The sequence below is a fragment of the Limisphaera ngatamarikiensis genome, assembly GCF_011044775.1.
Taxonomy (GTDB): domain Bacteria; phylum Verrucomicrobiota; class Verrucomicrobiia; order Limisphaerales; family Limisphaeraceae; genus Limisphaera; species Limisphaera ngatamarikiensis.
Window position 1 is genome coordinate 162,654 of sequence record NZ_JAAKYA010000053.1, and the last position, 26,316, is coordinate 188,969.

Annotated in this window: 13 protein-coding genes and 1 pseudogene; 8 read left to right on the plus strand and 6 right to left on the minus strand. The window is 64.9% G+C overall.

Annotated elements, in window-relative coordinates; translation table 11 throughout:
* Positions 1-197 precede the first annotated feature (197 nt).
* Entirely contained in the window at positions 198-2,420 is a 2,223-nt protein-coding gene (gene katG, locus G4L39_RS08625; RefSeq protein WP_165107481.1) for a catalase/peroxidase HPI, read from the plus strand.
* Between the two features lie 1,609 nt (positions 2,421-4,029).
* On the opposite strand, the gene G4L39_RS08630 is transcribed toward katG, so the two are convergent.
* Positions 4,030-6,987 carry an Ig-like domain-containing protein gene (locus G4L39_RS08630; protein WP_165107483.1) on the minus strand — a complete coding sequence of 986 codons (2,958 nt, stop codon included), beginning with the start codon at positions 6,985-6,987 and terminating at the stop codon, positions 4,030-4,032.
* A gap of 495 nt (positions 6,988-7,482) precedes the next feature.
* Here G4L39_RS08630 and G4L39_RS08635 point away from each other — a divergent pair, with 495 nt between their 5' ends.
* From G4L39_RS08635 to G4L39_RS08645, 3 genes are all read left to right on the plus strand, one after another.
* Entirely contained in the window at positions 7,483-8,154 is a 672-nt protein-coding gene (locus tag G4L39_RS08635; RefSeq protein WP_165107484.1) for a hypothetical protein, read from the plus strand.
* Between the two features lie 285 nt (positions 8,155-8,439).
* Entirely contained in the window at positions 8,440-8,976 is a 537-nt protein-coding gene (locus G4L39_RS08640; protein ID WP_165107486.1) for a hypothetical protein, read from the plus strand.
* Entirely contained in the window at positions 8,973-9,530 is a 558-nt protein-coding gene (locus tag G4L39_RS08645) for a methylated-DNA--[protein]-cysteine S-methyltransferase (RefSeq protein ID WP_205880885.1), read from the plus strand. The genes G4L39_RS08640 and G4L39_RS08645 overlap by 4 nt, the downstream gene beginning before the upstream one ends.
* Positions 9,531-9,601: 71 nt before the next feature.
* Here G4L39_RS08645 and aceE read toward each other — a convergent pair whose 3' ends face one another.
* The gene (aceE, locus tag G4L39_RS08650) at positions 9,602-12,292 is read right to left on the minus strand and encodes a pyruvate dehydrogenase (acetyl-transferring), homodimeric type (protein ID WP_343203322.1); all 2,691 of its coding nucleotides are present in this window, start codon (positions 12,290-12,292) and stop codon (positions 9,602-9,604) included.
* Positions 12,293-12,427: 135 nt separating this feature from the next.
* Here aceE and G4L39_RS08655 point away from each other — a divergent pair, with 135 nt between their 5' ends.
* Together G4L39_RS08655 and msrB are read left to right on the plus strand one after the other, a co-directional pair.
* On the plus strand, positions 12,428-13,216 hold the full coding sequence (locus G4L39_RS08655) for a lipoyl protein ligase domain-containing protein (protein ID WP_165107487.1): 789 nt from the start codon (positions 12,428-12,430) through the stop codon (positions 13,214-13,216).
* 183 nt (positions 13,217-13,399) lie between these two features.
* Positions 13,400-13,786 (plus strand): annotated as a pseudogene (gene msrB, locus G4L39_RS08660) (peptide-methionine (R)-S-oxide reductase MsrB); the annotation flags it as partial.
* Positions 13,787-13,925: 139 nt separating this feature from the next.
* On the opposite strand, the gene G4L39_RS08665 reads toward msrB, so the two are convergent.
* The 3 genes from G4L39_RS08665 to G4L39_RS08675 all read right to left on the minus strand — a co-directional run bounded on the left by G4L39_RS08665 (position 13,926) and on the right by G4L39_RS08675 (position 19,319).
* Complete coding sequence (locus G4L39_RS08665) at positions 13,926-15,425, minus strand: sodium:solute symporter family protein (RefSeq protein ID WP_165107490.1); 1,500 nt, start codon at positions 15,423-15,425, stop codon at positions 13,926-13,928.
* 87 nt (positions 15,426-15,512) lie between these two features.
* Positions 15,513-16,460 (minus strand): dihydrodipicolinate synthase family protein, encoded by a 948-nt coding sequence (locus tag G4L39_RS08670; protein WP_205880887.1) that lies wholly within the window; start codon positions 16,458-16,460, stop codon positions 15,513-15,515.
* 162 nt (positions 16,461-16,622) lie between these two features.
* Positions 16,623-19,319, minus strand: a complete 2,697-nt coding sequence (locus tag G4L39_RS08675; RefSeq protein WP_205880888.1) for a hypothetical protein — start codon at positions 19,317-19,319, stop codon at positions 16,623-16,625.
* A gap of 1,211 nt (positions 19,320-20,530) precedes the next feature.
* Here G4L39_RS08675 and G4L39_RS08680 point away from each other — a divergent pair.
* Positions 20,531-23,377, plus strand: a complete 2,847-nt coding sequence (locus G4L39_RS08680; protein WP_205880889.1) for a LamG-like jellyroll fold domain-containing protein — start codon at positions 20,531-20,533, stop codon at positions 23,375-23,377.
* A gap of 932 nt (positions 23,378-24,309) precedes the next feature.
* Positions 24,310-25,341 (plus strand): sugar phosphate isomerase/epimerase family protein, encoded by a 1,032-nt coding sequence (locus tag G4L39_RS08685; protein ID WP_165107495.1) that lies wholly within the window; start codon positions 24,310-24,312, stop codon positions 25,339-25,341.
* A gap of 197 nt (positions 25,342-25,538) precedes the next feature.
* On the opposite strand, the gene thrH is transcribed toward G4L39_RS08685, so the two are convergent.
* Entirely contained in the window at positions 25,539-26,144 is a 606-nt protein-coding gene (gene thrH / locus G4L39_RS08690) for a bifunctional phosphoserine phosphatase/homoserine phosphotransferase ThrH (protein ID WP_165107497.1), read from the minus strand.
* Positions 26,145-26,316 lie beyond the last annotated feature (172 nt).

The window sequence follows — 26,316 nt, forward strand, 5'->3', positions numbered from 1 at the left end:
CGGGACCCGCCCATCCCCGCAGGGATTCGCCCGGTCCGTTGTCATAGGTTTCGCCTATCGCATTGAAAAGGCGGAACGATTTCCCTTCCTCCTGCAAATCTGCTCTGCTGGGAGCCGGCGAGAGGGTCAAGCCCGCAGGGCCACCCCCGCCAGGGCAGTTCAACCAAAACAGAAAACTTGAGGAGACGCAATCGAAGATGAACGCAGAAAGCAAATGTCCATTCCATCAGGGCGCGATTCTGGATGCACCCACCATTCCGGCCGGCATGGGTCCTTCCATCCGGGACTGGTGGCCCCACGCCCTGCCGCTGGAAATCCTGCACCAGCATTCGGAGAAGTCCAATCCAATGGGCAGGGACTTCGATTATGCCCGGGAATTTGAGAGCCTCGATTATTGGGCGCTCAAGAAGGATCTGGCCGCGCTCATGACGCAATCGCAGGACTGGTGGCCGGCCGATTTTGGTCACTACGGGCCGTTGTTCATCCGCATGGCCTGGCATAGTGCCGGTACCTACCGGATTGGCGACGGCCGGGGCGGGGGCGGCCGCGGGCAGCAACGGTTCGCCCCCATCAACAGCTGGCCCGACAATGTCAGTCTGGACAAGGCCCGGCGCCTGCTCTGGCCCATCAAGCAGAAATACGGCCGGAAGATTTCCTGGGCTGATCTGATGATTCTGGCCGGTAACGTGGCACTCGAAACCATGGGGTTCAAACCGCTCGGTTTTGCCGGCGGCCGGGAGGACACCTGGGAGCCCGACCTGGACGTTTACTGGGGTAAGGAAACCAAATGGCTCGAGGACAAGCGCTACGGTGGTGACCGGGAACTCGAAAACCCACTGGCGGCCGTCCAGATGGGCCTCATTTACGTGAATCCGGAGGGACCGAACGGCAACCCCGATCCCCTGGCGGCCGCGCGGGACATTCGGGAGACGTTCCGTCGCATGGCGATGAACGATGAGGAGACGGTGGCCCTCATCGCCGGGGGGCACACGTTCGGGAAATGCCACGGTGCCGGGCCGGCCTCCCATGTGGGGCCGGAACCCGAGGCCGCGCCCCTGGAGCAGCAGGGGCTTGGTTGGAAGAGCACCTTCCGGTCCGGCAAGGGCCCGGACACGATCACCAGCGGGCTGGAGGTCACCTGGACCCAGACGCCCACGCGGTGGAGCCTGTACTACCTTGAGAACCTGTTCAAATACGAGTGGGAGCTGACGAAAAGCCCCGCCGGAGCCTGGCAATGGGTTGCCAAGGACGCGCCGGAGATCATTCCGGACGCTCACGATCCGAACAAGAAACACAAGCCCACCATGCTCACCACGGATCTGGCCCTCCGCTACGACCCGGTGTACGAAAAAATCGCGCGCCGGTACCTGGCCAACCCGGACGAGTTCGCCCGGGCCTTCGCGAAGGCGTGGTTCAAGCTCACGCACCGTGACATGGGCCCTCGTTCACGTTACCTCGGGCCCGAAGTGCCGCAGGAGGAGTTCCTCTGGCAGGATCCCATTCCGCCGGTGGACCACCCGCTGATTGACGAGGCCGACATCGCCCGGCTCAAGCAGCGCCTTCTCAACTCCGGACTGAGCATCCGCGACCTGGTCTATACCGCGTGGTCGGCCGCCTCCACATTCCGCGGGTCCGACAAGCGCGGCGGGGCCAATGGCGCGCGCATCCGGCTGGCACCGCAGAGATTCTGGGAGGCCAACGAACCGGAGCAGCTTGCCCGGGTCCTGGCCGTGCTCGAGCAAATCCAGAGCGAGTTCAATCGTTCCGCCCAGGGCGGTAAGAAGGTTTCGTTGGCCGACCTGATCGTGCTGGGCGGTTGCGCTGCCGTGGAAGAAGCGGCCCGCAAGGCCGGGTACAACGTCACCGTGCCCTTCCACCCCGGACGCACCGACGCCTCCCAGGAGCAAACCGACGTGGAATCGTTCGCCGTGCTCGAGCCCTACGCGGACGGGTTCCGCAATTACCAGAAGAAGGAGTACAGCATTCCGGCCGAATACTTCCTGGTGGACAAGGCGCAGTTGTTGACACTCACCGCGCCGGAAATGACCGTGCTGGTGGGCGGCTTGCGCGTCCTGGGCGCCAACTACAAAAACAGCCCCGATGGCGTGTTTACCCGCCGACCCGGCGTGTTGACCAACGACTTCTTCGTCAACCTGCTGGACATGGGCACGGAATGGAAACGCCTCGATGAACGAGGTAACCGCTTCGAGGGGCGTGACCGCAAGACGGGCGAACTGAAATGGACCGCCACGCGCGTGGACCTGATCTTCGGCGCCGATTCGCGTCTCCGGGCGGTGGCCGAGGTCTACGGCTCGGCCGATGGCGAGGAAAAGTTCGTTCACGACTTCGTGAAGGCCTGGAGCAAGGTCATGCATCTGGACCGGTTCGATCTCAAGCGCAACGGACACCCGCACGCATGACAGCACACACAGCGGCCGGCCGGTGAACCCGGCGGAGTGATGCCGGCCGCTCCATGCCCCGTCACTGCGCCCCGGAGCTTCGCCCCTCCGGGGCGCTGTTTCATGGAAACTCCACGCCTAAGTCACTACCCGCGCGCGTTTGGCGCACGGGCTGGGCCGGGTTGAAGGCGCGGCGCGCTCCGCAACCGCCATGCCGGGGCCGGGCAGGAACCGCAATCTCGGTGGGCACCAACCCCGAACCAGGGATGCCCCTGCGGTCGAGCTGATGCAGTGAGTGCGCGCCTGGCATTGCCCGGCTGACATCATCGCGAGGTGCCGTGAGGGCCTGTCCTCCCGGGGTCGGGCCGCATTTGCGACCGCCGGCGGATGCAGAAACCCGCATGTTCGACGCTCTGAGATGGCCTCGGAACACCACGCCATCCCCATCTTGTGATGTCGCCGATTTGGACTCGAAGGTGCGGTCGGTGAAGCCGCGTGGTGGCCCATGACGAGAGACACCCGCCGCCCGGAGCCTTCAGCGATTGGAGCGCTCGTCCCTTTCGTTCTCGGCCGGGATCGAACCCATCCCGAACCAGGCCCGGAACCGGTAGGTTTGGATGGGCGAGCCCTCGGGCAGTTGCCGGACCTACCGCCATACCTCCGGCAGCGGGAGTTCGCCGGCTCCGCCCTTCCCACCACAGGGATTTTGGGGAATCCTGCCAGGTCAAAGGGGATTCTGTGAGCCAACGGCGCAGCCGCGCCCCATGGGCCTCGAAGGCCATGGTCCGGAGATGTTCGGCGGCTTCCTGGAAAGCCAGCCATGCCAGGGCCGCGGCGAACCAGCGTTGCTGGAGGGCCGGGCCCGGCAGGCCGCCGTTGGCTGGCAACCGACCGGACAGTTCAAGAAGGTCTTCCTCCGGGCCGCGGTTCTGTGCCCGCCTGAATGCGGCACGCTCCGCCGCCCTGAGTGAGTGATGGACAGGCCGCCGCCGGCAATTCGTTAGCGGTTCCTGGAGGTGCGGGGCGGTGATGGAACGCCTCAGGCTTCCGATGCGGGTCGGGCGTGGAGGTGCTTGCAGATGGGAACAGGCACCAAAGGCCACGTCTTCCAGCAGATTCACTGGCACGACCGGGGTTTGAGGGGGTTCACCGGGTGGTCGCCTTCGCGCTGCACCACGGCCACCAGCGAGATGGCGCGGCTGGCGAGGTCGTACTCGCGACCCAGGGTCTCCGAACCTGGCCTGGGCCGGGATTGTCGGAGCCTCGGGAGACCCGGGTGACATGACCTCGGAAAGTTCGGCTTCAGTGGTTGGTGATCGACCGCGCTCCTTGAAGGAGCGCTCACTGCTTCGGCAATGGGTTATTGCAGGGCGCTGAGCATCTTCCGTACGGCCCGGTCCACGCGTTCTCCCGGGGTGAGACCCCCCACTGGCCACCGGTGCGCCGCGCCCGCAGGGCCGGCGGGAACAGGGTTTCGGGTGGATGCTGCTCCGGGGGCGTGGCTTGTGGAACCGGTGGGTGGTTGCGGCGGGCCGGGGCTTGGATTTGTGGGATTGGTGGGAAACGTTCGGGCGGGCCGGAGCCGTTGAACCGGCCCTGCCCGCCCGCAGCTTACCCGAACCCTGGAACGTTATTGACCAACCACGCGGAAGAAACCGCTGTTCCCGGTGATGGGTAGGGTAGCGCTGTTACCGGTGAGTCCGGACTGCACGGTGGTCCAGGGATCCTCCAGGCGGGTCTTTTGCTGGATGGCGAACGGTCCGGTGCCGCCCGACCATCGGAGGACCAGTTGGTTGCCGGACAGGGTGAAGGCTTCGATCCGGAGGGTGGGCGGGGCGGCGACGCGGAAGCTCAGGTAGGGTGCGAACTCGCCCGGTTGACCCGTGGGCGTGCCGCCGTCCAGGGCGGTGGCTTCCTTGGAGGCGAACCGGGACTGGCCCGTGCTGAGAGTGTCCACGTCCACGAGAATGGTGATGAGCGGATCGGGGCTCTGGTTGATGAAATCGGTCAGGGCCTGCGAGGCGAAGACCTCCGGCTGCCCCTTGGTTCCGTGCATGGTGAGGGTACCGAGGTCCACAACGTTGTTGGTGTCGTAGCCCTGATCGGGCTCTCCGTTGTAGTAGAGGCCCGGCATGGTGGAGAACCGCAGGTCGGGGGAGGCCTCGTCCCAGGTGTTGTCGGTGAAGCCCGGTGTGACGCCGTTGTTGTCCAGTCCCACCGTACCGTCCTTCACCCCGTAGAAGTGGAGGAGGCGCTGACTGTTGTTGCGGAAGTTGATGAGGTTGAGGGTCACGTCGCGCAATTGTCCGATCGGGTACCCGGTGAGATCGAATCGCAGGGCGATGACCTCATTGACGGTGGACGCGGTGCGCGCGTTGAGCTGGGGTCCATTGGACGCGGTATCCTGCGGGGCGTTGTTGTATTCGTTGAGCTGGACATCGGCGCCCTGACCGACGGCCGTGGAGACGAAGCGCAGGGTTGGATCCACGAGTTTGACCGTCACCTCGGCCTGACCGGTGAGTCCGCCGTTGTCGGTGGCCACAACGCGGAGGGTGTAGGTATTGACGCCACCGGGGCGGGGCAACGTGTGGGAGAGCGACCAGGGCGGGCTCGTCAGTTGTCCGATGAGGGTCAGCGGCTCGGCCAGCCCGGCATAGAACTGGACGTTGGTGATGGTGCCGTCGTCGGTGATGTCGGCGCGGATTTCAAGTGAATCGCCTTCGAACACCCGGTCGCCCGCGGCGGGTTGGGTGATGGTGACGGAGGGCGCCTGGTTCACCGGTGCCGCGCTGGGCACCAGCATGAAGTAGTTGAGCACCACGCCGTCGGACAGGGCCGTTACGCGGATGGTCTTCGGGGTGCCGTCGAACTGGACCACCAAGGGGGCTGTGCCGGCGTCATCGGTCAGCGGGACCAGCACATATCCACCCGTGGCATTGCCCACGAAGCGGCCGATCTTGGTGAGAGTTTGGTTTTCGACGGTAGGGTTGTCCACAAAGTCCATTTGGAGGGTGAAAGGTGCGGTGGCGGAGAGTCGCGCGTAGATGTGATAGGTGCCGGCGGGGAAGGTGCGCGTGTAATTCATCCATTCACCGGTTACAAGGTTGCGGACTTCGTACTCGAGGAGTCCGGCGTCCACGTATTTCTGGCGTCGGACCGGGTCATTGCTGACGAAAGTGTCCATGAACTCGTCGCGGATGGCGACCTGGGGACCGTACCGGTACACCTCGTTGGTGGCCGGGGTGGTAACGGTTACAACCCTGTTGATCTCGTATTTGTCGATGCCCTGGGTGCCGACACGGTCGAAATAGCAGTTGGGCGTGCCTCCGCCGATGGTGTCACAGAGGATGGGGTTGTCGAAGTACTGGCCGGGTGTGCCGCCCGGGTAGGGGTCGGTGAAATTGAAATCCTCGGCTTCGAATGTGTAGTTGTTGGCGTCGAAGGTGTCGATTTCAGTCTGGCGGGCGCTGAACCCGCCGTCGGCGGCGGTGGCGGAGGCGATGATCACGTAGTTGCGGTTGGGCTGCAGGGGCCGGTTGTAGAGGACGTTCCAGCGGTTGCCGCCGTCGGTGATGGTGGCGTCGGCAGTCACGTCCGTGCCGTTGATGGTGAGGCGGATGCCGGAAGCCGCCACGGTGCTGCCGCTGGCGGTGGTTTTGTCCACGGAGAAGGAGATCGGGGTGTTGGTGGGCAGGAAGCCCGCCGGTTCGGGTTGCAGGTTGTAGATCTTGGTGGGTGAGGGGAGGCCGAGGGCCCACGCCACCGCGGCTTCAAAGAGGAAGAAGCTCGGCTCGACCATGACGCGGCGGCTGGGGTCTGTGTCGTTCCACGGCAGGTGAACCCATCGGGCCCGGGTGGTGGTGCCGTCGGCGTTGGGCACGCCGGCGTCCACGGCCATGATGGCATAGCCGTTGGGGAAACCGGGGACTGTGGCCACGGCCACCGCGGCCGGTGTCAGCGTCCGGTTCCCGACGAAGGTGATGACGCCGCTGCCCTCGGAGGGGTCGGCGGGCACGAAATTGGGATCAAACACGTGGACCAGCCCCGCGGGCAGGCCCGCTGCGAGCGGGTGGGAGGGGTTGACGATGTTGATGGCGGTTTCGTTGACCACCTGACCGTAATCGGCCCCGGCGCCGCCGTTGACGGCTGCGGCCTCGGCTGCGGTGTTGTAGGTCCCACCGACCAGACCCGAGTCGGCGTTCAGGGCGCTGCGGTCACCGCTGTAAAGGAAGCCCTCCCAGTTGATCACCGGCACGGGCGAATTGCGAAACTTGTTGCCCACATTGCCGGAGCTGATGTTTTCGTCCACGATCAGCAACTGGTACCCCTGTGCGGCATACTGGTCAGCGGTGAGTACATTGGCCGCCGGTGGGGTGGCGATGACGGTCAGGTCATGGCCCTGGGCCCGCAGGATCCGGATCAGTTTGACGGTATCGCGTTTGTTCTGGCCGTCGTGAATGTAGGCGATCTTGGCGGCCCGGGCCGTGCCGGGGCCGGCGAGCAGAGCCAGAGCGGCCAGGCCAGTGGCGATCCACCGGCTGCATTGAACCGCATGGCTGATCACGGAGGGGTTAAGCAGTGTTTTCATATGATTACGGGGGTTGGGTTCTGAATCGAGTTGAAGGCCGGGCCAACCATCCGTCTGTGCCATCGGGATGCGATGCCCCGGCGCGAGGTGGTGACAACCCCACCGCGGGTGGGCACCCACCACGAAGAGCAGCGACGGTTGGGTTGACCCGCTGCGTTCATGACGGCTTCAGCGGTCATCTTAGGCGAGTTGCCACAGGTTCCAACCCCGAGCTTTTGCATAGAGCCCTCAAAATTGTGCAAGGGGCATGGTTGCATGCGGCGGGACAAAACGCGCCGGGACAGACCGGGAGCCGGGTTTGAATGTGGGGCTTTTCACAGGGCCGGGCTTGTGGACGCCTCCGGGCAGTGTGTGAGGACCGTGTGAGGTCGAGTTCGCGCCCGAGAGAGTGGTGTGGGATCCGCGCGCGCTTGTTGAACCGGGCCCATCGGGGTCTGCGGCGTATCGGGGTGGGCTGTGCTTTACTGGGGCGGGGCGGCGACCTACAGTCCCGGTATGCCTTCGGTGTATGATGCTTCAGAGTTTGTGGATCCGGACAGCGGCATGAATCGCACCGGTGCCGGAGTGGGCGCGATGCCGCGGGGGGCATCGGCGCGGGTCCTTTCCCGGGAGGAGCTGGAGTCGAAGGTATTGGAGACGCAGCGGCGGTTGGCGGAGCTGAAGCAGGCGCAGGAAGCTTTGGAACGGGAACGGGCCGCGCTGGAGGAGTTGCGTCGAAGGCAGACCGAACTCCAGACGGGTCGGGCGGAGATGCTGGAGAACCTGACCCGGGGCATCGCGCTTCTGGAGGAGGCCGAACACGAGGCGCGGGCGCAGGCCGAACAGATGGGGCGTACCCTGGAGGCCTTTCGCGAAGCGCTGGAGAAGATTCGCGCCATTCGGGAGGAAACCTGGACACCGGAGAACCTGAATGTGGAGCTGACGCGGGCTCTGACGGTGATCGAGAATGCGCGCATGGAATGGAACAGTGCGCGGCTGAAGTTCCCGGTATTGAATCGGCCGGCCGGGGTGGAGCCTGGCGCAGACCCGGTCCGGGCATCCGTGGGTGCGGCGCCCTGGTGGGAGGGCGTTTCCTTCGGGCGACTGTGTTTGTGGGGGCTGGCACTGACCTGGCCGGTGGCCACGGTGGTGTTGTTGCTGGGGGTGCTGTGGATGGTGTTGCGATGAACCGGAGGTTTCCTGGTCCAGGGCCCTCGGAGACGGACACCGGCCGGCGTTTGCTGCGGTTGTTGGGGGGCTGGAGTTTGATGGCGAGTGGCGCGGCGGTGATGTTGGAGGCGGGCTTGCCGTCGGCGGCATGGCCGCGGTCCGACCGGTTTTTGGCCGTGCAGGGTTGCGTGGGTTTTAGCCTTCTGGCCGTCGGCTGCTTTTTGCGGCGCGCGGCCTTGAGAGGGCGCAATCCCTCCGCGTAGGTTGAAGAGCGTCGGAAACCGGAAACACGAAGCCCGTGGCATGGCGTGGTGGCGACGAAAATCGGATCCCTGGAGCGAACGCGAACGTGCACTGGCGGAGCGCATTCGGTCGCTGGAGGAGGAGATCCGTCGTTTGGAGGGTGAACTCCAACGGGTGCGCAATATCGGTATGGAAGAGGTTGGGCCGGCGCACCCGCCCTCCCACCGGCGGCTTACCGCAACCGCGCCGGATCCACGGCCGACCATGCCGCCGGCCACGACCCGCCAGTTCCCGGCGGCGGGCTCGTCCGGTGCAGGGGTGGTGGAATCGCCGGCGCACACGCCGCATCTTTACAACGAGTTCGGGCAGCGAAAGTACGACCTGCCCGGTTGGTGGCGCTCGTTGAAGGCCCGGTGGTCGGCGGCTCCGCCGCCGGCCAGCTCGGAGCTGGTGCGGTTGTTGGCGGCGGGCGGAGCGCCGGAACTGCGTCCATTGCGGTACGAACGGCGGATCGCCCGAAACCGGTTTCTGGCCCTGTTGACGGTGCTGGTGTTGGTGGTGATCGGGATCCTGTTTGTGCTTACCCGGGCACCTTGAATCGAGCAACCTTGGTCGAACGGATGCGAAACCGCAGCGAAAGGCGTGAAGCTATTGCCGGTTGGGTGGGCCCCCTGCCCGTGGAAACGGATCAGGGTTGTTTTTGGGCGTGGTATTCGGATTGCGGGTTGATGGCGCTGGCATTCCCGGATCAGGCGCCAGCACCGCCGTTTGAGGGGGCTGTTCCGGCCTGCGTGCGACGCTGGCACGCGCAGACGGAACGGGCTGTGCGGGCGGTGCTGGCCGGTCGGACCCCGCCGGTGTGTCCGCCGTTGGACTGGCGGGGTGCGACGCCCTTCCAACGCGAGGTGTGGCGGACGCTGTTGCAAATCCCGCGCGGCGAGGTGCGCACCTACGGCGATGTGGCGCGTGCGGTGGGGCGGGCCGGTGGGGCTCGAGCCGTGGGCCGCGCCTGCGCGAGCAATCCCATTCCGTTGTTGGTCCCCTGTCACCGGGTGATTGGAGCCGGAGGAAGTCTGGGCGGCTTCAGCGCCGGGTCGGGCTGGAAACGCAAACTATTGGCCCTCGAAGGGGCAGCCGGCATCCGGTTGTAAGCGGTCCTTCCGCCCTGGCCGACCGTTTTCAAGAGCCCGGGAACTGTGGGCCTTGTAGGGCTCCGACTGCCCTACACGATTTCTGGATGGGCCTTTTCCGGGTCCACGTCCAGGTCTTTGATGGCTTGGGCGACGAGGGAGGGTTTGACCCTGCCCTGTTTGGCCAGGGCCCACAGCGTGGCGATGACCGTGCACTCGGCGTCCACTTCGAAGAACCGGCGCAGGCGCGGCCGGGTGTCGCTGCGGCCGAAACCGTCCGTGCCCAGGGTGGTGAGTCCGCCCGGAACCCACGGGGCAATCTGGTCGGGCACCATTTTCATGTTGTCGGACACGGCGACGAAGGGCCCCTGTTCCTTTTCGAGCAGCTGCACCACGTAGGGTTTCCGGGGAGGCTGGGTCGGGTGGAGCATATTCCAGCGTTCGCAGCGCAGGGCGTCGTTGCGCAGGGCCTTGTAACTGGTGGCGCTCCAGACGTCGGCCGAGACACCGTAACGTTCGGCCAGGATCTCCTGCGCGCGCAGGGCCGAACGGATGAGCGTGCCGCTGCCGAGGATGTGGGCCTTGAGTTTCAGGCCGTCCGGGCCGGGCTTGAACTTGTACAGACCGCGCAGGATGCCCTCCTCGACCCCGGGCGGCATGGGCGGCATCTGCATGTTCTCGTTGTAGAGGGTGATGAAGTAGAACACGTCCTGCTGGTCCACGTACATTCGCCGGAGTCCGTCAGCGATGATGATGGCCAGTTCGTAGGCGAAGGCGGGGTCATAAGCCAGCAGCGTGGGGATGGTGCTGGCCAACAGGAGGCTGTGACCGTCCTGGTGCTGGAGTCCTTCGCCATTCAGGGTGGTCCGACCGTACGTGGCGCCCAACAGGAACCCGCGCGCCCGAATGTCGCCGGCCAGCCACATCAAATCCCCCACGCGCTGGAACCCGAACATGGAGTAGTAGATGTAGAAGGGGATCATCGGCAGCCGGAGATTGGCGTAGGAAGTGCCGGCTGCGATGAACGAGGACATGGCTCCGGCCTCGGTGATGCCCTCCTCCAGGATCTGCCCGTCCTTTTTCTCCAGGTAGTAGAGGAGCGATTTCTTGTCCACCGGCTCGTAGAGCTGCCCCTTCGACGAGTAGATGCCCACCTCGCGGAACAGGGCGTCCAACCCGAAGGTCCGCGCCTCGTCCGGAATGATCGGCACGATCCTGGGACCGATCTCCTTGTGCCGGAGCAGGAGGGTGAGGATCCGCACGAAGGCCATCGTCGAGGAGACCTCCAGGTTTCCGGAGCCCTTGAAGAATTCGGCGAAGAATTCCCGCGGGGGCACGGGCAGCGTTTGCGGCACCACGCGCCGCTGGGGCAGGAAACCGCCCAGGGCCCGGCGTCGTTCCCGCAAGTAGCGCATCTCCGGACTGTCCTCCGGCGGCCGGTAAAACGGCATTTCGGCGATTTCCTCGTCGCTGATGGGGATGCCAAAGCGGGTCCGGAACTCACGCAGTTCCTTCTCGTTCAGTTTCTTTTGCTGGTGGGTGATGTTGCGGCCTTCGCCGGCCTCGCCCAACCCGTAGCCCTTGATGGTCTTGGCCAGGATGACGGTGGGCTGGCCTTTGTGGGCCCAGGCGGCGGCGTACGCGGCGTAGACCTTCACCGGATCGTGTCCGCCGCGCATGAGCTTGCGGATTTGGTCGTCGGTCAAATGATTCACCAGCTCGAGCAGCTCCGGGTACTTGCCGAAGAAATGTTTCCGCGTGTAACTGCCCGGTTCGACGGAGTACTTCTGGTAATCCCCGTCCACGGCCTCTTCCATGCGTTTGAGCAGCAGGCCCGACTTGTCCGCTGCCAACAGGGGATCCCAATCCGATCCCCAAATGACCTTGATGACGTTCCAACCCGCGCCGGAAAAGACCGCTTCCAGTTCCTGGATGATCTTGCCGTTGCCCCGGACCGGGCCGTCCAGGCGTTGGAGATTGCAATTGACCACCCAGACGAGGTTGTCCAACTGCTCGCGGGAAGCCAGGGTGATGGAGCCGAGTGTTTCGGGCTCGTCCGTTTCACCGTCGCCCACGAAGCACACCACCTTGGGTTCCTCGCCCTTGAACAGGCCGCGATCCCGCAGGTACCGGATGAACCGGGCGGTGTAGATGGACACGATGGGCCCCAGTCCCATGGAGACGGTGGGGAACTGCCAGAAATCCGGCATCAAGTAGGGATGCGGATACGAGGACAAGCCGCCGCCAGGGGCCAGTTCCTGGCGGAAGTTCCGCAACTGCGTTTCGGTCAATCGCCCTTCCAGGAACGCACGGGCGTAAATGCCGGGCGCGGAATGGCCCTGGAAAAAGACAAGGTCGCCCACAAAATCCTCGGTCGGCCCGCGCAGGAAATGGTTGAACGCCACTTCATACAGCGTGGCACTGGAGGCGAAGCTGGAAATGTGGCCGCCCACGTTGGTCCGCGTGTTGGCCTGCACCACCATCGCCATCGCGTTCCAGCGCACAATGCTCTTGATGCGCCGTTCCAGTTCACGGTCCCCGGGAAATGCCGGCTGTTCCTCCGGCGGAATGGTATTGATGTACGGCGTGCTGACGGGGCGGAACCCGCCCTGACCGGGCGGAATGAGCCGTCGGGTCAGACTCTGGAGAAACCGCCCCGCCACCTCGGGTCCGTAAGGTTGCAGGGCCTTCTCCACCACCGTATCCAGCGACTCGTACCATTGCCGGGGCCGGCCGATCGCGGCCACCGCAGAGGCAACCTGAACTTTGTCTGGCGTTTTCACGTTGTCCAATGCATTCCGTTGAAGTCCCGCCCCGGATCGGGATCCGCACCACACCCAAACCCGACCGGGACGGCCCAACAGCCAAACTCAAAACCGACAACTTGTCAGGCCGAAACGTAGCACAACCGGAGCCCGGTGAAACTCCTGGAATGGACATTGCCCGCGCCGGAGGCCAATCTGGCCGCCGACGAAGCCCTGCTGGACTGGTGCGAAGCCCGAGCCGAGACGGGCTGCACCGAGGAATACCTGCGTTTCTGGATGCCGGACCGACCCTTTGTGGTCGTCGGCTACGGCCAACAGGTTGAACGGGAGGTGGACCTTGCGGCCTGTCGGCGGTTGGGGATCCCGGTGCTGCGGCGCTGTTCCGGCGGGGGCACCGTGCTCCAGGCACCCGGCTGCCTGAACTACACCCTGATCCTGCGCATCGACCCGGCCGGCCCGACCCGATCCGTCCCCACCACCAACCGCTACATCCTCGAACGCCATCGCACCGCGCTGACCGCCCTTCTCGGCCGCAACTCCCCGCCGGTCCAACTCCAGGGCGAAACGGATTTAACCCTCGGCGGACGCAAATTCTCCGGTAACGCCCAGCGACGACGCCGGCATTGCCTCCTGTTCCACGGCACCTTCCTGCTGCAGATTCCCCTGGACCTGATGACCGCCGTCCTGAAAATGCCGTCGCGGCAGCCGGACTACCGCCAGGGCCGATCCCATGCGGACTTTCTCACCACCCTGCCCCTGACCGCCGAAGCGGTCCGCCAGGCACTCGTCCACATCTGGTCCGCCCACCAAACCGGAACACCGCCCCCGGCCGACGCCATCGCCCACCTCATCCAAACCCGCTACTCCCAACCCGACTGGATCTTCCGCACCACCGCCCCCGTCCCAACAACTCCCGCCGAAATTCCGCCCGCGCCGGGTTGACTTCCCGGGTTCCGGGCGGACATTGAAGTCATGCATGGGAGACGATTTCGTCAACCGAACCGTGCCTTGACCGTGGCAGCCACCCTTGCAACGGCGGCGTGGCACGGTTCGCTGGCTCAAGCCCCTCCCCCGCACAATCCAACCTCGACCACAAACGCGCAACCTCGACTGACCCAACCCAACATGGACTTCCCCATCCAACGAACCGAGGAGGAGTGGCGCAAATTGTTGACGCCCGAACAGTACCGCATTCTCCGGCTCAAGGGGACCGAACGGGCCTTCACCGGGGCGTATTGGGACCACAAGGAAAAAGGGGTCTACCGCTGTGCCGGATGTGGCGCCCTGTTGTTCACTTCCGACACGAAGTTCGATTCCGGCTGCGGGTGGCCGAGCTACTTCGCGCCAGTCTCCCCGGACGCCGTGGTCACGCAACCCGATTACAGCCACGACATGGTCCGGACCGAGGTCCTCTGCGCCCGCTGCGGCGGACATCTCGGGCACGTGTTCCCGGACGGACCCCTGCCCACCGGGCTCCGCTACTGCATCAATTCCGCCGCATTGAAATTCGAAAAGGCCGAACCCACCCCACCGGCCCCGCCAAAATCCGGATCGGCCACCCAACAGACCCAATCAGAGAACCCCCGAACCCAGCCCTGAACCGGCAGCCCCTGACCGCTGCACCCGCCGGGGCCCGTCCCACCGGCCGAAATCAGCCCGGTAACCCTGCTGTACCCCTTCGCCGGCCGCACAACAACCCCACGCACAGGATGGTCAACGTCCCCACCACCACCGCCAGAAACGGGTGCAAGGGGCTGCGCCAGCCCGACCACTCCCCGGGCAGATATCGCGACAGACTGATCCAGCCGATCACCACCACGCCGGCCAGCACACCACTCAGCGCCGCCGGCCGACGCGAGCGCCGCGCAATTTGCCCCAGCAAAAACAGACCCAACATCCCGCCACTGAACACACTGGCCAGTTCCCACCACGCATCCAGCGCGGTTCGCACCCGCGTCATGGCCAGGGCCACGCCGATCCCGGCCAACCCGTAGAACAGTGTCGCACCCCGCAGCACCCGCAACGATTCCGCTTCCGTTGCCCGGGGCCGCACGTACCGCCGGTACCCGTCGCACAACGTCAGGGTTGCGCAACCGTTGATGGAACTGGACAGGGTGGATTGCGCCGCCGCGAACAGCGCCGCCACCACCAACCCGGTCACGCCCGGGGGCAAACCCGTCCGCAGGAAATACGGAAACACCGTGTCCGGCTTTTCCGTCCAGGGCACCGCACCCGTCCACAACTCCGGTTGCACCGTGTACCGGACAAACAACGCCGTGCCGATCCACAGGAACAGCGCCGAGGTGGGCAGGTAAAGCCACGCGCTCAACCACACGCTGCGACGCGCCGCGCCTTCCGATGCCGCCACCGCATAGCGTTGCACATAGTTCTGGTCGATCCCAAAGTTCTGCAGGTTGATGAACAGACCGTAGACCAGCACCACCCAGAAGGTCGGCTCCGATACCGTGAATCGGAAACTGCCGAGGCTGAACTTGTCGTGCTCGGCCGCCACCTCGCACAACTGGCGCACCCCGCCGGGCAGTTGCACCACCAGAAGGATCGCACAGGCAACCGCCCCGGCCAGCAACACCACGCTCTGAATCACATCCGCCCAAACCACCGCCTCAATCCCGCCCAGCCAGGCATAAACCAGCGTGATCACCCCGGTCAGCAGGATCAATGCCGGCACGCTCCACCCCGTCAACGGAGCCAGGGCCAGCGCCACCAGATACAGAATCGTGCCCATCCGCGCCAGCTGGGTCAGGATGTAACAGAGCGCCGCATACGTCCGCGCCCACGGACCGAACCGGCTCTCCAGGTGATGGTAGGCGGAGACTTCGCCCTCACGACGATAAAACGGCACAAACCAGCGCGCGGCCACCCAGGCCGCCAGCGGCAGACTCAGGCTGAACACCAACGGATTCCAGTTTTCTGCCACGGCCTTGCCCGGCAACGCCAGAAAACTGATGCTCGAGACGTACGTCCCGAAAATGGAGAGTCCCACCGCCCAACCCGGCACGCGCCCGCCCGCCCGCATGAAATGGTCGCTCCCGGTCACCCGCCGCCCAAAGCCAAAGCCGAGCCACAACATGCCGGCCAGGTACAACGCCAGCACCACCAGATCCACCGCCGGTAATCCAGCCTCGTTCATTGGGATCACCTTTCCGCCAGGAACACGCCCGCCGGACCAGACTCACCGGCCGGTGGCCCCTGCGATGTTACGGGTCGGCCCATGCAATCAGCCCTGTCCGGAGCCCGCCCGCACCGTCGCGTCCAACAAACCCAGCCCTGCCAGAATGGCGCGCACCTTTTCCCGTTCCGGAGCCCGGAAACTTTCGAACGGCGGAGCCATGTCATCGCGGCACACCCCCAACAGGGCCAGCGCGCATTTCAACCCTTTCACCACGGCGGAGGCGTGCCGGCCCACCGTGTAAATCCGGCCCAGCTCCCGGATCCGCGAGCGCAACTCCATCACCCGCGGCATGTCACCCTTACGATGGGCTTCGAACAACCCGACAAACCATTCCGGCACGATCTGGGCGCCCCCGTTCACACCGCCGTGCCCGCCCAGTTCCAGGGCCTCCGCCAGCCATTCCTCCGGCCCCATCCACACCCGCCAATCCGCCCGGCGCCGCGCCAGCTCCACCGCCCGGCGGAAATAATCGAGATCCCCCGAGCTGTCCTTCAGGCCCACGACCTTCTCCAGCTCCATCAGCACGGCCAGCGTGTCGGGTTCGAATCGGACCTTGGTCATCTGCGGCATGTTGTAAAGGATGAGCGGCAGGGGTAGCTCGGCCACCAGCAGCCGGATGAAATGGATCAGCTCGGGCTGGCCGGCCGGGAAATAATAGGGCGGCGCGGTGACGAGCGCGGCCGCGCCCGCCTCCGCCGCCAGGCGCCCCAGGGCCACCGCCTCGGCCATGGCCGTGTCGGTGATTCCCACCCAGACGGGCACTCGTCCGTTGACCTGTTGGCAAACGCGCCGCACCAGTTCCCGACGCAGACGATAGCTCAGGCTGGGTGCCTCGCCGCTGGTGCCCAAGATGAAGACGGCGTGAACCCCGCCCTGCAACACCCGCTCCAGCAACCGCTCCAGCCCGGCATGGTCGAGCTCGTCGGGCCCCGACAACGGTGTGACCAGCGGCGGGATGATCCCCTCAACCGGTTGCCAAACCGAACCTTTCATATCCATCAACCTTCGACGGATAATCCATCGGCCGGGTGCGCGATCCGGCGACTTGCGGACCGCAGACGTTGCGGCCGAACCGGACACGCTCGCCGGCCCGGTTCCGGACCGGCCCCGGAGACACGGCCCGGATGGCACTGCGGGTTGCGCGCACGTTCCGGCTCATCGAAGCACAGCACGGAAAAACCGTGGCGACCCGGCATTTGGATCGGGCAGCGGCACGGTGACCGTTTCCCCGGCACCGACCACGTTGGTCCAGGTGGTCCAGTTCAGCAGGTCGTGGCTCTGCTGAAGTTCCAGTGTGCGCCCGGCCGGCCCGGTCACGTCCAGCACCGGCCGCTGTTGGGCCAACCGGATGCCCAGCCGGGGCCGGTCCAGGGCCGGCGCGGCCGTTGCGATCAGTCGCAAATGAATGCGGTTGGTCATGGTGTGCCCGTCCGCATCCACCACGGCAAATTGGAAGGAACCCAGTGCATTGGTGTTTACCGTGGAAAGGAACCGTGCGCGGCCGGGTGCAACCAGACTCACCACGCCGTTCCGGGCATCAAACACGGAATACACCGGATTGCGGTTGGTGAATCCCCGCGTATAGGCGGTCAGATCCACCTCGAGCGGCACGCCGTTGGTGCAGTCCAGATGCGGCCGGGCGAGCCAGTCCAGATATTCTTCCAGGTTGGTGATTTCGTCGCCGTCCAGGTCTCCGTTGGCATCGGAGAAATCGCCGGCGGGCGATCGCGGGTTCAACCCGTGAATCTCTTCCCACCAGTCGGGCAGGCCGTCGTTATCCGTGTCCCAGTCCGGCGGGCGGTGCACCTCCGGGTAGTCCTCCCAGCCGCCCACGTCGTTCTGGGAGTCGGGCAGGCCGGGGTCCCCGCTGACGCTGCCGCGGTAGGTGAACGTGCCATTGAGCACCTCGTGAATGATGCGTTGGTCCATGTCGTCCGGTTGCGGAAGGTTGCAGCCCACATCGGACAACACGATTTTGTAGGCGTTGGTCACCTCGTGAATGGTGGCATACGACGGAAAGAACGGCTGGTCCACCCACGGGCTGTAGGTGGTGGGTACATAGCCGGTGGCCCTGCGGGCCTGGGCCTGCTGGTTGGTCTGGTAATAGCCCGGCATGACGTTGCCGGCGAAGTAGTATTGCTGGGTGCCCGGGAAATTGTCGTACTGGGCGGTCAGGATGTAGAAGTGACGTGAAGCCGGGCCGGGTTTGTAGAAGTTGTTCACGAAATTCACCTGGTGAGCACCCCCGTCGGTGGTGCGCCCGCCCCAGTTGTACACCACGTTGTTGAAGATATCCAGGCGGCCGGCGAACCGGCCCTGCGCGTCCAGGCCGCCGGCCAGGCTCCAGTTGCGGCCCTCGCAGTGGGCCAGCAGATTGTGGTGCAGGCTGGCGATGTCGCCGCCCACACTGGCCGCATATCCATGCCGCGTGCCGGGCGGATAATGGTCGTGTCCGGCAATATTCAGCGCCTCGGCAATCAGCGTGCGTTGCAGGGTCACGTTTCTGGCGTTGCGGGTGCTGATCTCCTCGTCAATCCCCCAGCTGATGGAGCAATGGTCCATGATGCAGTGGTCCGCGCCGGCCATGCCGGAGGCGTTCTGGGTCTCGCCGCTGATGTCGCCCACGCGCACGCGGAGGAACCGCACGATCACGTCCCGCGCACCGCTGAGACCGAACTGGTGTTTGCGGATGCAGATGCCCTTGCCGGGGGCGGTTTGGCCCGCCACGGTGATGTACGGGCGCGCCGCGTTGATGACCAGGTCCGATTCCAGCGTGATCAGGCCGCCCACGTCGAAAATGATGGTGCGCGGGCCGTAATCGCCCTCGATGGCATCGCGCAGGCTGCCCGGGCCGCGGTCGTTCAGGTTCGTCACCTTGACCACCACACCTCCGCGGCCGCCAATGGCGAAACGGCCGTACCCCTCGGCCCCTTCGAACGCCACGCGTCGGGCACGGAACATCCAGACGTCACCCCGGGTGACCACGCCCGCGGCGTCCACCTCGTCCACGCGCCAGTAATATCGGTGCAGACGGCTCACGGGTGCCAGGCGAAAGGCGGGTTCGGTCCATCGCCCGCGATACTCCGGTGAGACCCGGGTGGCCAGGCGGACGGCGTTGCTGTCTGTTCCCACATAGACATCATGCCCCACGGCACCGGTGGCCGGACTCCACCGCAACCAGAGTTCGCCGGCGTCGGCGTCCACGTGTTCGTCCTCGTGAGCCGGGTCGGGTTGCGTCGCCCGGCGATCGGGATGGGGCGTGTCCAGTTCAAATCCGTTCAGATACACGTTGCGAATCACCGCGTCAGTCCCGGTGTCAGCGGCAAACAGAATGGTCACTTCCTGATCGGCCCCCACTTCGAAGGCGAGGTAGGCCGTGGCGGCCAGCAGGTTGTTGGTGACACGGACGGTGGGCTTCAGGCCCGTGACCGCCAACTCGCCATTCACGTAAATATTCAGCGGTGCCACAGAAGTCGAAACGTGGTTGTCCCAGTCGTTGTGGTACGTCAGCAGTGTGTGCGGCCCCGGGTCCAGGCCGATCAACCGCATTTCGATCTGCGCCCCCGCATCGCCGTCGGCCACCTTGATTCCGTCCGACACCAGCCTGGCATCGTAGGCCGGGTTCTGAACGCCGTCCTTCCAGTACCCCGGGCTCAGGGCCGTACCCACCGGACCCACCCGACGCAGCACCACCGTGACGGTCCCGAAGGTGTTGGAGATCACGTCGCCCCCGGGGAACCAGGAGGTGTTGGTCGACCAGGCCGTGTACCCCGGTTGGAGTCCCTCGGCCAGCGGCCGGTTGTTGTTGTTGATATCCACCTTGAGCTCCTGCGCCAGGACGGACGGAACCATCAGTGCGGCGGCGCACACGACCGCCTTCCACCACGATCCTCCCGGCATCCCTTTCCTGAAAGAATGGTTTGTCATCGAATGGATTTTGACGGCTGTGACCGGCCCCGGCCGGATCGGGCAAGCCGCGCCCGCTGCCCGGTGCCGGCGGTTTGCATCCGACGCAATCCCGGCACCGGGCGTTTGACCACGCCCGTCGAGCTGCGGGTCTTGAGAGCTGTTCATTTCCAACAACCTCCCGACCCAACCCAACATGGAGACCGGGCCGGAAAACCGACAAGGCAGATTCCTGCCAAAAACCATGCCATTGCTGCCGTTGCCGGCCGACCCGGGCGTTCTCCGCCGGCCCACAGACGTTTCTGGTGCCCCGGCACAAGGGATCCGGACGGGTTGTCTGGGACCCACCACCCCATGGACCGACTCTGGCCTGCGAACGGATGCGACACGCTTTTCCGTGCCTTTGAAAGGATGGGGCAGCAGCGGACGAGGACCAGACTCGGGTGAAATGAGTCCCGGATGGCCGAGCGGTGTTCCCGCGTATTCAGGTGCGGAAGTTGGAACCCTTTGTGGAGAGGCCGGCGGTTGACGAACGTCCCCACTGAACCCTTCCGAACCGACTTGTGGGACAGGATAGGTCCTCGCGCCGTGGTCACAGGACTGCTCAGCAGACAACTCATGAATGCGCTGCAGAACGGTGATGCCCCGGGGGCAGAGCCCGTCGCCGGGAATCTTTCCACCGGGCGGGGCTGTCGGTGGTCCGGAGCCGACTCGGTGGCCCATTGTGCTTCGGGCCACGGGAGTATCCTCCATGTGTCGTCGTCTTGTCCTGGCCTCGCGTGCATTCCGGATTCACGCACGAGGGACATCGGGTCCCCTGCGAAACCTGCGCTTGACGAAAGGTCCCGGCTGGGGCAGAAGGCGTCTTGATGATGTTCATGAACGGTTTGGGTTGGGGTGCTGGGGCGGGGCGCAGGTCGTCTGGCCCCTTCAGCTGCAGGTATCTGGTTCTTGGTCTCCTTCTGGGCGGGTTTTCTCTGGGTTTTGCGCAAGGAACGGCCTGTGTGCCGCCACCTCCGGGTCTGGTGGCCTGGTACCCATTGGATGAGCCGTCGGGGTGGTCCACGGTCAGTGATATTGCCGCCGCACCCGATTCCACGGTGCCGGACCATGGGATGACCAAACCCTACCCCATCGGTAGCCCGGTCCTCCTCCCCATGCCTGGCAAGGTTGGAACCGGGGCTTTGTGGTTCCACCTTAGCTTCATTGAGGTGCCCCCCAGCCCGGATCTCGATTTCACTGGCGACTTTTCCATTGATGCCTGGATACGAGTGAACGACTGTGGATCGTCTGGAAGTGGTAATCCTGCACCGATCCTAGATAAATGGGACCCGATTACTCAAACAGGCTTCTCGTTTTTCGTGGATCAACCTTCGCCGGGCACCGGATTTTTGAAGTTGCAGCTCAACAATGCACTCTTCACGAGCGCGGCATCACTACCAACAAGTGGGGCTCCCTTAACCAATACCGGTCCTTGGGTCAATATCGGCCCGTGGGTTCACGTGGCGGTTACGGTGGATCGCACGGCGGGCGTGGGCACCTTCTACATCAACGGGTCCCCTGCCGGGAGTTTTGTGCCACCGTCCGGCGGGATCACGAATGCCCTGCCCCTGTGGATTGGCGAGATCCGTGTGCCCGGCCTTCGGTGTCCGATTGCCATTGACGAGTTGGAGTTGTTCAACCGCGCGCTGACCCCGCAGGAGGTGCAGGCATTGTATGCGGCCGATTCGGCTGGCAAATGCCGGTGTGCCATGGTCTCCGACGGCTCGATCGTGTGTCAGACCAATGGCACGTTCAGTTACACCGCCACGCTGGGCAACGGTTCGAGCGCGGTTGTGACGGGAATTCAGCTCATCGCACCGGCCGGGATCACCGTCACGCCGGCATCCATTCCCACCACCCTGTCGCCGGGCCAATCCATTACGGGCACGGTGACGCTGGGCGGATCCAACGCCGTGCCGGGTGCGACGGTCTGTCTGCAAGTGGTTCTGACGACCCAGGGGAAGATCGTGTGCGAGGTCCCCCATTGCATCACCTTGCCCGACTGCGCCGGGCAACCCTGCTTTCAGCCACCATCCGGCATGGTTGCCTGGTGGCCTCTGGACGACGCCACCAATCAAACCGCGGTCCTGGAACTGGTCGGAGCGCACCAGGGTGTGACGCGCAACAGCGCGGGAACGGTCACGCCCATTGGAACGCCGGGGCTGTGGTCGCTGCCGGGACCCGCTCTTCCCGGGGTGCTGCCGGTGGTGGTGGATCCCGCCACCATTCCGCCCCGTGGTGCCCTGCTGATTTCCTCGGCCTATGTTGAAGTGCCCCATCATCCCGCGCTGAACATCGGGAGCAATGGGTGGACGGTCACGTTGTGGGCCTGGCCCTCGCCGGGAAGCGGGGCGTCCCAACCCCTGATGGAAAAGTTCGATGTAGCCACCACCAACGGCTACTCCCTCTACTTGGAGGCGCTTGGCGGCGGTCTGTTTCAACTGAAGCTGAATTTGAACGGTGCGATCGTGGCGGGACCGACCCTCACGGCGAGCTCCACCGGCTCGGATTGGCGCTTTATCACGGCGCGCGTGTCGGCCGCCGGCCAGGTGGAACTGGGCGTTTGTGACATGGCCGGCAACTGCACCAACAGCCCGGCCGTGACCGTAAGCAACTTCGTGACGACCGACACAGCGCCCTTGTGGCTGGGGCGGAGCCTGGCCTTGACCGGAGGTGGTGCCGTGTTATACGCGGTGCGCGTAGCCCTGGATGAAGTGGAGATGTTCGACCGGGCCCTTACCGCGTCGGAGTTGCAGTCCATCTACCACGCTGAAGTCGCAGGGGGTCGGAAGTGTGAGCCGTCTTCGGGCGTGACCGAGCTTTGCGTGGTGAAGTTCGAGGATTTGAATGGCGATGGAGTGCAGGATACCGGTGAACCGGGCCTGCCCGGCTGGTCCTTTGTGGTGAGTCCAGCCCCCTTGGGACTGGGCACCAACGTCGTAACGACCCTGAGTGGCGGCGGCATCTGCTTCGGGGTGTCGGCGCCGGGCACGTACACGATTGCCGAACTGGGGCAACCGGGCTGGACGCCGACGACGTTGAGCACGCAGGTGGTGACGGTGGTGCCGGGGCAACCGGTCCAGCTGATCTTTGGGAACCAGCGGACGGGCTTGGTGGAGATTTGTGGGATGAAATTCTGGGATGCGGACGGCGATGGCCAGCTGGGCACTGGAGAGCCGGGGCTGGCGAATTGGGTGATTGAGGTTCGGGATGGCAGTGGCAACGTGGTGGCTCAGGCGGTTACGGATACGAACGGGCAGTATTGCGTTGCGGTGCCGCCGGGGACCTACACGGTGAGCGAACAGCAGCAGAGCGGCTGGGTGGCGACCACGCCGGCCTCGGTGACGGTGACGGTTCCGCCGGCTGTTTTGAACGTGAATTTTGGCAATCGCCGTGCGGTGGGAGAGGTTTGTGTGCTGAAGTTCCATGACCTGAACCAGAACGGGGTGCGGGATGCCGGTGAACCGGCCCTGCCGGGCTGGACCATTCAGATCAAGGATTCGGCCGGGAACGTGATCCAGAGCATCGTGACCGCGACGAACCCGGTGTGTGTGTCGGTGCCTTCGGGCTTGTATCAGGTCTCGGAAGTTCTGCCGCCGCCGATCGGTGTTTGGTTGCCGTGGACGCCCACCGTACCCCCTTCCGGCACTTACTCCAACGTCACGGTTCTGCCCGGACAAAGCGTCACGCTGATGTTCGGAAACCGCAAAATGATCAAGGTGTTCAATCCCGTACTGGTCCCGAGCCCACTCCGTGTGATCCTGCGGATGACTGCCGAACCGGGTGAGTGGTATCAACTGCAGTATAGTGAGACCCTCGGTGAAGGGGCGGTCTGGCGGGATTGGGGTGACCCGGTGCAGGCCACCGAACCTGAAGTCCGGTTCGAAGTGCCCGTGACTTCGGACCAGCGCCAGCTGTACTTCAGGGGGATCGAGAAGAAGGACATTCTTCGCGGTTTCTAAAACCGGCCAGGGCCACTGTGCTGTGCGAGTCGTTCGGATCACGGAGGGCATTCCTCCGCGGCCGCGCTCGCGATGACGCGTCCGAAATCGAGAGTCCCCGATCTGTGAGAGGGCCGGCCCTATGGCAGCGTGGGAAGGCTGCGGCTGCTGGTATGCGATCGTCGGGCGCCCCGGCGGAACCGTGAGGGTCCGGAGGAAGGGCGCGTCCGCCGTCGGCGGCTCCTGCGGCGACTGCCGGTGAGGGCGGCCCTCAGGAAGCGGTTCGGTCCTACGGGGGGAGCGAATTCTCCGCCGTGCCCAAATGTCCGGGGTGAGGGCTTTGTCTGTGGCGACGGGATCTTGGAGGCGAGGTTGGTTGGGGGTGGATCCGTGACAGTCGGGCTCCCGGACCCCGGCAAACTCTCGGGTTGGACAGCAGCTCCAACCAGGGGCCGGTCCAGGCGGTCAGACCGGGGCTCCTTGGGAAGCGCACCCGCGGGTCATGATGGGAACATGGACGGCATTTGCCGTCGGACCAGGGTGCGTTCCTGCCCGCGTCTGTGGTGTCGTTTGCGGTCCGGAGATTGCCAGCTTACCGGAGAAGGGGCTGGGTGGTTCCGGTGATTGTGTCTTCAGCGGGCCGGACCTGATGGGGTCCACGCGGTGGTCTGTTCGGACGCACAGGGTTCACTCCGAAGGGACGACCCCGGGATTCCGGACTTCAGTTCCGGCAGCGCCGACAGGGCGGATCGGTGAAATCGCGGAAGCGGTCCGTTGCGCATCCGGCGGGTCGGGCTCGGTTGGGCGAGGGCTGCAAGGCGCGGGCGTGTTCGGGCAGGGGGCCGGTTTTTTCCCGCTGTCGCGCACTTTGCGGTTGCCTGGAACGGGCGCTGTGGCTTAGCTGGAGTCCAGCGAAACTGGCAACCGCAACCAATCGAACCAGAGGACGAACCATGGCACAGCAAGTCTTCCACGCTAGCATCGAAGGCGCCCAGCACGGGGCCAAATCCCTCGCAGAGTTCCTCGCTTACGCAAAACGTTCCGGGGCGTCCGGGGCCCAACCATCGAATTACATGCTGGAAGGGGGCAAACTGTTCAAGAGCGCCAAGGAAATCCGCCAGACGTTCGAGGAAGCGGGACTGACCTTGGACGGCATCTCCTGCCACTGCCCCTTCTGGGTCCACACGACCGCCTGGACGGGGAGTCCCACCATCCGGCCGTTTCTGCCGGCCGACGTGGCGAAGAAGTCGCCGGAGGAGATCGAAAAATGGACGGAGACCTATCTGCTGAAGTTGTTGGATCTGGCGGCGGAACTGAATGTGAAGACGTTGCCGATGTTTTGGGGCGTGGCCTTTGGATGGGAAGTGGCCACCGGGTATCCGTGGGGGTTCTGGAAGGGCCGGGATTACGATCTGATCAAGGAGGGCCAGGAACGCTTCGTCAAGAAGACCGCTAAACTGCGCAAGGCGGCCAGGGAGCGCGGCCTGTACCTGTGTCACGAGATCCATCCCGGCACGGCGGCCATGTGCGCGGATGACTTCCTCATGTTGGTGGAGATTTGCGATGGCGACCCGTGCCTGGCGGTCAACGCGGATCCTTCCCATTGCTGGGAAGGCGAAAGTTGGGAAACCCGGTTTCTCAAGGTGGGCTCGCGGGTATACGCCGCGCACATCAAGAACCACGTGATCCGGCCGGGCTTCCCGCTGCGCGCCATGCAGCCGGACTGGCCGAAACGGGCGATGCAGTTTGTGGACCTGCCCTCGGGTGAAATCAACATGCAACGGTACGCGGAGTTGCTGTTGCACATCGGTTACCCGGCCCGCTATTGCCAGCTCACCGGCCGGAGCACGGCGCCGCTGGTGGTGGAGGCCGAGAGCGCGCACAAGGACCTCGATTGGACCAGCACCAACGGGATTCAATACGTGCGGGATCATCTCACGTGGCCGATGGCCGCAGCCTCGTTCGAGGAAGGCATGGGAGCCTGAGCCATTCGTGGATGACGGGCTTTGTCACGGGGCGCGCCGGGGCGCCCCGTTTTCATTTTGGGGGTGGGCTGGTGAGGCGCGGGACGGACCGCGCCGGGGCGGTAGAGCCAGGCCGGGCCCGGTCCGCGGGGTCGGAGGCGTGGTTCCCGGACCGTGGGCGTTCGGGGTGGGCGGCAGGGGCGCACGACGGCGCGGGATCAGTCCATGGCGGCGCGGATGCGGGCCAGCAGTTCCTCGTAGGTTTCCACGGCGGGGAACTGGGGAAAATCCCTGCGCACGTTGTCCGGCGCGCGGAACAGGAACCCCACATGCGCCTCGGTTAACATGGCGGTGTCGTTATAGGAATCACCCGCGGCGATCACGTGGTAGTTGAGCAGTTTGAAGGCGGCCACCGCCCGCTGTTTCTGTTCGGGGATTCGCAGCCGGTAGTCCACGATCCGATCGTTTTCGACGACCAACCGATGGCAGAGCAAGGTGGGCCAGCCCAACTGACGCAGCAGCGGGGTGGCAAACTGCTCAAACGTGTCCGACAGGATGATGACCTGAACAAAGGACCGGAGCTCGTCCAGGAATTCCCGGGCCCCCGGCAGGGGCCGCAGTGTACTGATGATCTGTTGGATGTCCGACAACTTGAGCCCGTGGCGATCCAGCAGGGCCAGCCGGCCCCGCATCAGGCGGTCGTAGTCGGGTTCGTCCCGAGTGGTTCTGCGCAGTTCAGGTATGCCGGTTTTTTCGGCCACTGCGATCCAGATCTCGGGCGTCAACACCCCTTCCAGGTCCAAGGTTACCAACGACTGTTTCACGGCACGGGAGTCTCATCGAAAACCGGAGTGGCTGTCCAGAGCGGGCCGGGTGGGGATGCGGGCCGCCGAGGATCCGGGAAGGCTGCCGTGAGGGTCAGAGGGTGCAGTTGCCGCAAGACCGGTTGCGTGTCTGTGCGGATGCATGCCGGCCGGTTGCGGACGAGCGTGTCGG